Raw genomic sequence first — 6,562 nt, 5'->3', positions numbered from 1 at the left:
TGGCTGGCTATGAGGTGCGTGAATACCTGCTGGAGAAATGGCAGCGCACCTGTGCCTATTGCGGCGCGACCGATGTTCCGCTGGAGATCGAGCACATCGTTCCGCGTTCCCTCGGCGGTTCCAACCGTGTGAGCAATCTCACCTTCGCCTGCCGCCCCTGCAATCAGCGCAAAGGCCACCAGCCCATCGAGACCTTCCTCAAAAACCAACCGGCGCGGCTGCGCAAGATTCAAGCCCAGGCCAAAGCTCCGCTACGCGATGCCGCCGTCGTCAATGCCACCCGCTGGGCCTTGTTCGAGCGCTTGAAAACCACCGTCTTGCCGGTAATGACCGGCTCTGGTGGCCATACCAAATACAACCGCCGGCGCCTCGGTATTCCCAAAACCCATGCACTCGATGCCGCCTGTGTTGGGCCGCTTGATGCGCTGCACGGCTGGAGCCGCCCAACGCTGGCCATCAAGGCCACCGGGCGCGGCAGTTATCAGCGCACCCGACTGGATCGCTTCGGGTTCCCGCGTGGTTATCTGGTGCGCCAGAAGCGCATTCATGGATTCCAGACTGGGGATCGGGTCATTGCCCAGGTGCCGAGCGGCAAGAAGGCCGGGGCTCATATCGGGCGCATCGCCGTGCGCGCATCAGGGAGCTTTAACCTCCAGACTGCGCAGGGTGTGGTTCAAGGCATCTCTTACCGCCACTGCCGTGTCGTACAACGTGCGGACGGCTATGGCTATTCATTCACCCTAACCCAAACGGAGGATGCGAGACGGGTCGCCTAACCGCGCTGCGCGTGGTGCGCTATCCCTCCCCGCTCTGAAGGGCGGGGTTTCTCGCGCAAGATGGATGAATAACACATCAGAGCGCCCCATCGAATCGCTGGAAGAACTCTGTGCTCACGCCCTGGAGCTGGAACAGGAATCCGTCGGGCGCTTCCAGCAACTGGCCGACAGCATGGAAGTACACCATAACCAGGAAGTAGCCGGGCTGTTTCTGGAAATGGCCCGACTCAGCAGCGCCCACATGGCCGCCATTGAGGCTCAGGCTCAGACCCAGGGACTGACGCTGCCCAAGATTCCGCCGTGGGAGTTTAAGTGGAATTGCCCGGATAGGCCGGAAAGTCACTGCCTGGATGAGGATGTCAGTTATCTGATGACCGCCACTCAGGCGTTGCGCTTGGCGCTGTTTAATGAGCAGCAGGCCCAGGCTTTTTATCAGAGTGTTGTCGAGCATTCCCCCAATGCGCGGGTACGTGAGCTGGCGGCGGAGATGGCGGCCGAAGAGGCCGAACATGTGCATTTGCTGCAAGAGTGGCTGAATCGGCAGCCCGCTGATGAGGAACCCGCCGAGGATTTTGATCCGCCCAACATGCCGGAATAGGCACCGGATGACTTCACCGCCATGGGCAGAAGGACCGACTCTCAGGTGGTCATAATGATCTGAAAATGCGCGCCCGGTGATTGACGTTCATTATATTTCAAACGCATACCATTGGCGGAACACAGCTCACGCGCGGCATAGAGACCCAGTCCGGTGCCTGCGCTGGACGTGGTAAAAAAGGGATCGAACAGTTGCGAAACGTGCTCTGATGCAACGCCGGGGCCCTGATCGGAGACGGTCACAGAGATGCTGTCCTTCTGGGGCGCATGTGTAACCAGGATCCTGACCTCCGGGGGCGCCAGACCGCCGTGTCCATGGAGAAAGGCATTCTCGCACAGGTTGCGCATCACCTGCCCGAAATGACGTGGATCGACGCAGACATGCAGCTGTTCTGGCGGTAGTTCCAGCTTGAGCGCCTGTGGATCCAGGCGATGACCGGCGGCGTATTCATCGCAAAATTCGCGCAGCCAGGCGCCCAGATCAAGCCGCTGTGGCTGCGGCTGATGGCGGCGCGACAGCTCCAGAATGCTGGTGACAGTCTCTTCGATGCGCAGCGCATTGCGCCGCACGATATTCAGTAAATGCCGCTCCTCGGGACCCGTGTGCTCGGATTCGGCAAGCAGCTGTCCGGCGTGGGTGATGGAGGACAGTGGATTGCGAATATTGTGCGCGATATTGGCGGTCAGGCGCCCCAGGGAGACGAGCTTCATTTCCTGAGCCTCGCGCACCAGCTGGCGGTTGTCCTGCAGAAAGATCAGTGCGCCTCCAAGGCGGAAATCATCCAGACGCTGCAAACGCGGCCGCACCTCATGCTCGCCAAGCGACAGCACCTCATCGCCTGACGCCGTCTGACCAAGCGCGTGGGTGAGCCAGAGGTTCAACTGCGGCGCCAGGCGGGCCAGACGCTCGCCGGTGCGCGTCGTGCCGAGGCCAAGCAGGCGTTGCGCGGCCTGGTTGAGCGCCAGCAGCCGCCGCTCGCCGTTCACCGCCAACACCCCGATTGACATGCTCTGAATGATGAATTCGTTCAGCTTCGACAGGTCGGCAATATCGACCTGACGCCGCGCGGCCAGATGCTCGGTTTCGTGCAGCCGCCGCGCCAGAACGTGGGCCAGCAGCGCCACGGCGAAATAGGTGACTCCTAGTAAGCCGGCCTGAGTATAAGTGCCGCTCACCGTGTTGCTGTAGAGTTCAGTATAGAATTGTTGAAAAATCACCGCCAGAGTCGCAAGGGCGGCAAACAGCAGCGATAGCCGACCCTCAAGCGTGATGGCGCCAGCGGCGACCACAATCGCCAGAATCAACCCGAGTCCGGTGCTGATGCCGCCGCTGATATGCATCAGACTGGTGTAAAAAACGATATCCAGAAAGATGGCCAGCTCAATCTGCCGTGCTGGTGCCAGCCGGTCCAGCAGCATCAGCACGCCGCTTAACAGCACCGACAGGGTTTGCAACTTAAGCAGCAGCCGTGCCATGCTCAGGTCGCCACCGGCACTGAGCCAGGTGGGCGTTTGCGGATAGAAGTAAATTAGCACCAGCGCCAGGGTCAGGCTGAGTCGATAGACCATCAGCCAGCCGACCGCCGTGCGTGAGTTGTTCAATTTTTTCATTGTTATTTCATGCGCTTAACCGATGCCGACGGCCCTTATAGTTGCGCTCTGCCGGCCAAACTGGCGAATATATGCGCCTATATACCGCACAACGGCTGAGCGCGGACGCATTAAAGACTGACGAAACACCATGAACCTGCACGAATATCAGGCCAAAGCGTTATTTCGGGACTACGCCATTGCAGTGCCCGAAAATCGTGTGGCCGACAGCGTTGATTCCGCAGTAGCTGCCGCCGGGGCCATGGGGACAGATCAGTGGATGGTGAAGGCGCAGGTGCATGCTGGCGGTCGCGGCAAAGCCGGTGGTGTGCTGCACTGCACCACCCTGGATGAGGTGCGCGATGCTGCCGGTCAGCTGTTGGGCCGCCGTTTGGTCACGGCCCAGAGCGGTGGACGTGCCCTGCCGGTGGAGCGGGTGCTGATTGAGGCGCCAACCCAAGCGGTGCAGGAATTTTACCTGGCCATGCTGGTGGATCGCGGTGCTGAGCGCATCATGCTGCTGGCCTCGCGTGCCGGTGGTGGTGATGTTGAAGCTGCTGCCAACGCTGAGCCGGCCGCGTTCGAGCGGGTTTGGGTGCATCCGGCCACCGGGCTGCGCGCCTGGCAAAGCCGCCACCTGGGCTATCGCCTGGGGCTGCCGGCGACAGCGCTGAAGCCACTGCACCAGATTACTCAAGCGCTGTATCGGCTGTTTGTCGATAAGGATGCCAGCTTGCTTGAAATCAATCCACTGGCGCTGGACGCCCAGGAACAGCTCATTGCGCTCGACGCCAAGGTGGTGCTGGATGCTGCGGCGCTTTATCGCCACCCCGACCTGCAAGCCTTGCGGGATCGCAACCAGGAAGACGAGCGCGAAGCGCGGGCCGATCAGCAGGGATTGAGTTACGTCAGCCTCGACGGCGACATTGGCTGTATGGTCAATGGCGCGGGCCTGGCGATGGCCACCATGGATCTGGTCAAACGCCATGGCGGCACGCCGGCCAATTTTCTCGATGTTGGCGGCAATACCACCGCCGAACGGGTGGCCGAGGCCTTTCAGCTGATTCTCTCCGATACCAAGGTGCGGGCAATTCTGGTCAATATCTTTGGCGGCATCGTGCGCTGTGACCTGATTGCCGAGGGCCTGATCAAGGCCGCCGCGCGCACCGCCCCCCGGGTGCCGCTGGTGGTGCGCCTGGCTGGCACCAATGCCGAACAGGGCTTGGCGCTATTGACCCAGAGCGGCCTAGCGTTGGAAACCGCCAGCGATCTGGCCGAGGCAGCGGATCGAGTTGTCGCCGCCGCGCGCCGGCCGACCTAGCGCAACTGCAAGCGAGCGGGACATCCCCATTATGAGCATTCTGATTGATGCCGAAACCCGACTGATTTGTCAGGGATTTACCGGCAAGCAGGGCAGTTTTCACAGCGAGCAGGCCCTGGCTTATGGCACGCAACTGGTCGGTGGTGTCACGCCGGGCAAGGGCGGGCAACAGCATCTGGGGCTGCCGGTATTCAATACCGTCGCCGATGCGGTCGCCGCAACCAGTGCCAATGCCACCATGATTTATGTTCCGGCCGCCTTCGCGCCGGATGCCATCCTGGAAGCGGCCGAGGCCGGCATTGAACTCATTGTCTGCATTACCGAGGGCATCCCGGTGCTTGACATGCTGGCAGTGAAGGCGGCGCTGGCGCCCACCCAAGCCCGACTGATCGGCCCCAACTGCCCCGGGGTCATCACGCCGGAGGCGTGCAAGATCGGCATCATGCCCGGCGCCATTCACCAATCCGGTTGCATTGGCATTGTGTCGCGCTCCGGTACCCTGACCTATGAGGCAGTGTTTCAAACCAGCCGGGTCGGTCTGGGGCAGAGTACCTGTGTCGGCATCGGCGGTGATCCCATCCATGGCATGGATTTTATTGATTGCCTGCGGTTGTTCGAGGCCGATCCCCAGACCGAAGCGGTGCTGATGGTTGGGGAGATCGGCGGCGATGCTGAAGAAGTCGCGGCCGAATTTATCCGCACCTCCATGTCCAAACCGGTCGGCGCCTACATTGCCGGTCTGACCGCTCCGCCTGGCAAGCGCATGGGCCATGCCGGGGCCATCGTGCAGGGCGGCAGTGGCACCGCAGAGGCGAAATATCAGGCACTTGAGCAAGCCGGCGTCCTGACCTTCCATTCCCCGGCTGAGTTGGGCGAGGGTATGTTGAGAGCCCTGGGTTGATCTTCACCATAGCCAAGGCGGCGATGGGCTTTTATACTCCGAGCGACACTTTACAGATATCATGCAGATATCAACGCAGATATTGACGGAATTAGGGAGCTCCTGATGAAGAAGGTCGAAGCCATCATCAAACCGTTTAAGCTTGACGATGTCCGCGAGGCACTGTCCGCCGCTGGCATCACCGGCATGACGGCGATTGAGGTCAAGGGGTTTGGACGACAAAAGGGCCATACCGAGCTGTATCGCGGCGCCGAGTATGTGGTGGATTTCCTGCCCAAGGTCAAGATTGAGCTGGTAGTCGCCGAAGAGCAGCTCGAAACCAGTGTCGAGGCCATTACCAAGGCCGCGCGCACCGGCAAAATCGGAGATGGCAAGATTTTCGTCACCGATGTGACGCGCGTGGTACGCATCCGTACCGGGGAAGAGGACGAGGCGGCGATTTAGTGCCTCAGTTCTTGTCGAGGCCCATATAATCCCACAGCTTGCGCCCGAGGCTGACTTCATCCGGTGGCACCACGTCACTGATGAAGCGGCTGGCTTCGCGGTTCATGGTCAGCACGCGCTGGGCATCGGCGGCAAGTTGATCTTCATCCAGGCGGCGATAGGCCTCGACCAGCACCTCCAGCGCGCTCTCGACGGCCGAGGTGCGCTGATAGCGTTCAATGACGTACTGGGCGCGATTGGCCGCCGCAACATAGGCGCCGCGCTTCATGTAATAGCGCGCGACATTGACTTCGTTCTTGGCCAGATTGTTGCGCAGATACAGCATGCGCTGGCGGGCGTCAGCGGCGTACTTGCTGTTGGGATACAGCCGCACCAGCTGGGAGAAATCCTGAAAGGCATCGAGTGCCGATCCCGGATCACGTTGTGAGGCATCGGTGGGGATGAAGCGATCGATAAAACCCACGCTGCGGTTATAGTTGACGATGCCTTTCAGGTAGTAGGCGTAATCAACGAAGGGATTTTGTGGATAGAGCTTGATGAAGCGATCCGCTGCCGCGATGGCGGCCTCGGGCTGTTGGTCCTTGTAGTAGGCATAGGCAACGTCAAGCTGTCCCTGCATGGCATAACGGCCGAAAGGATAGCGTGCATCGAGCTTTTCGTAGTACTCAATGGCGCGTGAGTAGTTGGCCGCATCGAGTTGCTGCGAGGCCTCGTTGTAGAGTTTTGAGGCGCTCCAATTGGTGGTTTGATCAAATTCCTTGTTCAGGATGCCGCAGCCCACCACCAGCATGGGCAGCAAGCCCATCACCAGGATCAGCGCAAAAAGCTTTGCCCGCATGGCCTGTCCCATTTCGATGTGACCTTGAATGCAAGGAGTCATGGTTAAAATCGTTGCGCAGTATAGCAAGAAATACCCGCCCCCAGACATCCGCC

7 protein-coding genes are annotated in these 6,562 nt (G+C 60.4%); 5 read left to right on the top strand and 2 right to left on the bottom strand.

Going from position 1 to position 6,562, the window contains the following annotated elements:
* Both iscB and CKO36_RS09865 read left to right on the top strand, forming a co-directional pair.
* Nucleotides 1-776, top strand: a 776-nt coding sequence (gene iscB, locus CKO36_RS09870) for an RNA-guided endonuclease IscB (protein WP_200283887.1), incomplete at its 5' end; no start/stop codon positions are given.
* Nucleotides 777-840: 64 nt separating this feature from the next.
* Nucleotides 841-1,374 carry a ferritin-like domain-containing protein gene (locus tag CKO36_RS09865; protein ID WP_200283886.1) on the top strand — a complete coding sequence of 178 codons (534 nt, stop codon included), beginning with the start codon at nucleotides 841-843 and terminating at the stop codon, nucleotides 1,372-1,374.
* A gap of 41 nt (nucleotides 1,375-1,415) precedes the next feature.
* On the opposite strand, the gene CKO36_RS09860 is transcribed toward CKO36_RS09865, so the two are convergent.
* Entirely contained in the window at nucleotides 1,416-2,984 is a 1,569-nt protein-coding gene (locus tag CKO36_RS09860; RefSeq protein ID WP_200283885.1) for a sensor histidine kinase, read from the bottom strand.
* Nucleotides 2,985-3,114: 130 nt separating this feature from the next.
* Here CKO36_RS09860 and sucC point away from each other — a divergent pair, with 130 nt between their 5' ends.
* The 3 genes from sucC (at nucleotide 3,115) to CKO36_RS09845 (ending at nucleotide 5,629) form a co-directional block, all read left to right on the top strand.
* Entirely contained in the window at nucleotides 3,115-4,284 is a 1,170-nt protein-coding gene (sucC, locus tag CKO36_RS09855; protein ID WP_200283884.1) for an ADP-forming succinate--CoA ligase subunit beta, read from the top strand.
* A 31-nt stretch (nucleotides 4,285-4,315) separates the two neighbouring features.
* Nucleotides 4,316-5,185 (top strand): succinate--CoA ligase subunit alpha, encoded by an 870-nt coding sequence (gene sucD / locus CKO36_RS09850; protein ID WP_200283883.1) that lies wholly within the window; start codon nucleotides 4,316-4,318, stop codon nucleotides 5,183-5,185.
* A gap of 105 nt (nucleotides 5,186-5,290) precedes the next feature.
* The gene (locus CKO36_RS09845) at nucleotides 5,291-5,629 is read left to right on the top strand and encodes a P-II family nitrogen regulator (protein ID WP_200283882.1); all 339 of its coding nucleotides are present in this window, start codon (nucleotides 5,291-5,293) and stop codon (nucleotides 5,627-5,629) included.
* 4 nt (nucleotides 5,630-5,633) lie between these two features.
* On the opposite strand, the gene CKO36_RS09840 is transcribed toward CKO36_RS09845, so the two are convergent.
* Nucleotides 5,634-6,467 carry an outer membrane protein assembly factor BamD gene (locus tag CKO36_RS09840; protein WP_200283881.1) on the bottom strand — a complete coding sequence of 278 codons (834 nt, stop codon included), beginning with the start codon at nucleotides 6,465-6,467 and terminating at the stop codon, nucleotides 5,634-5,636.
* Between the last annotated feature and the right edge of the window lie 95 nt (nucleotides 6,468-6,562).

Origin of the sequence: Rhabdochromatium marinum (assembly GCF_016583795.1) — a bacterium.
GTDB classification, from domain to species: Bacteria; Pseudomonadota; Gammaproteobacteria; order Chromatiales; family Chromatiaceae; genus Rhabdochromatium; species Rhabdochromatium marinum.
The sequence above is the reverse complement of the archived record's forward strand: the minus strand, read 5'-3'. Positions and strand labels throughout refer to the sequence as shown.

Bases quoted from the DNA above. Each gene is read 5' to 3' on its own strand.
- CKO36_RS09860 (WP_200283885.1), bottom strand. From the start codon at position 2,984: ATGAAAAAATTGAACAACTCACGCACGGCGGTCGGCTGGCTGATGGTC.
- sucD (WP_200283883.1), top strand. From the start codon at position 4,316: ATGAGCATTCTGATTGATGCCGAAACCCGACTGATTTGTCAGGGATTT.
- CKO36_RS09845 (WP_200283882.1), top strand. From the start codon at position 5,291: ATGAAGAAGGTCGAAGCCATCATCAAACCGTTTAAGCTTGACGATGTC.
- CKO36_RS09840 (WP_200283881.1), bottom strand. From the start codon at position 6,467: ATGCGGGCAAAGCTTTTTGCGCTGATCCTGGTGATGGGCTTGCTGCCC.
- CKO36_RS09865 (WP_200283886.1), top strand. From the start codon at position 841: ATGAATAACACATCAGAGCGCCCCATCGAATCGCTGGAAGAACTCTGT.
- sucC (WP_200283884.1), top strand. From the start codon at position 3,115: ATGAACCTGCACGAATATCAGGCCAAAGCGTTATTTCGGGACTACGCC.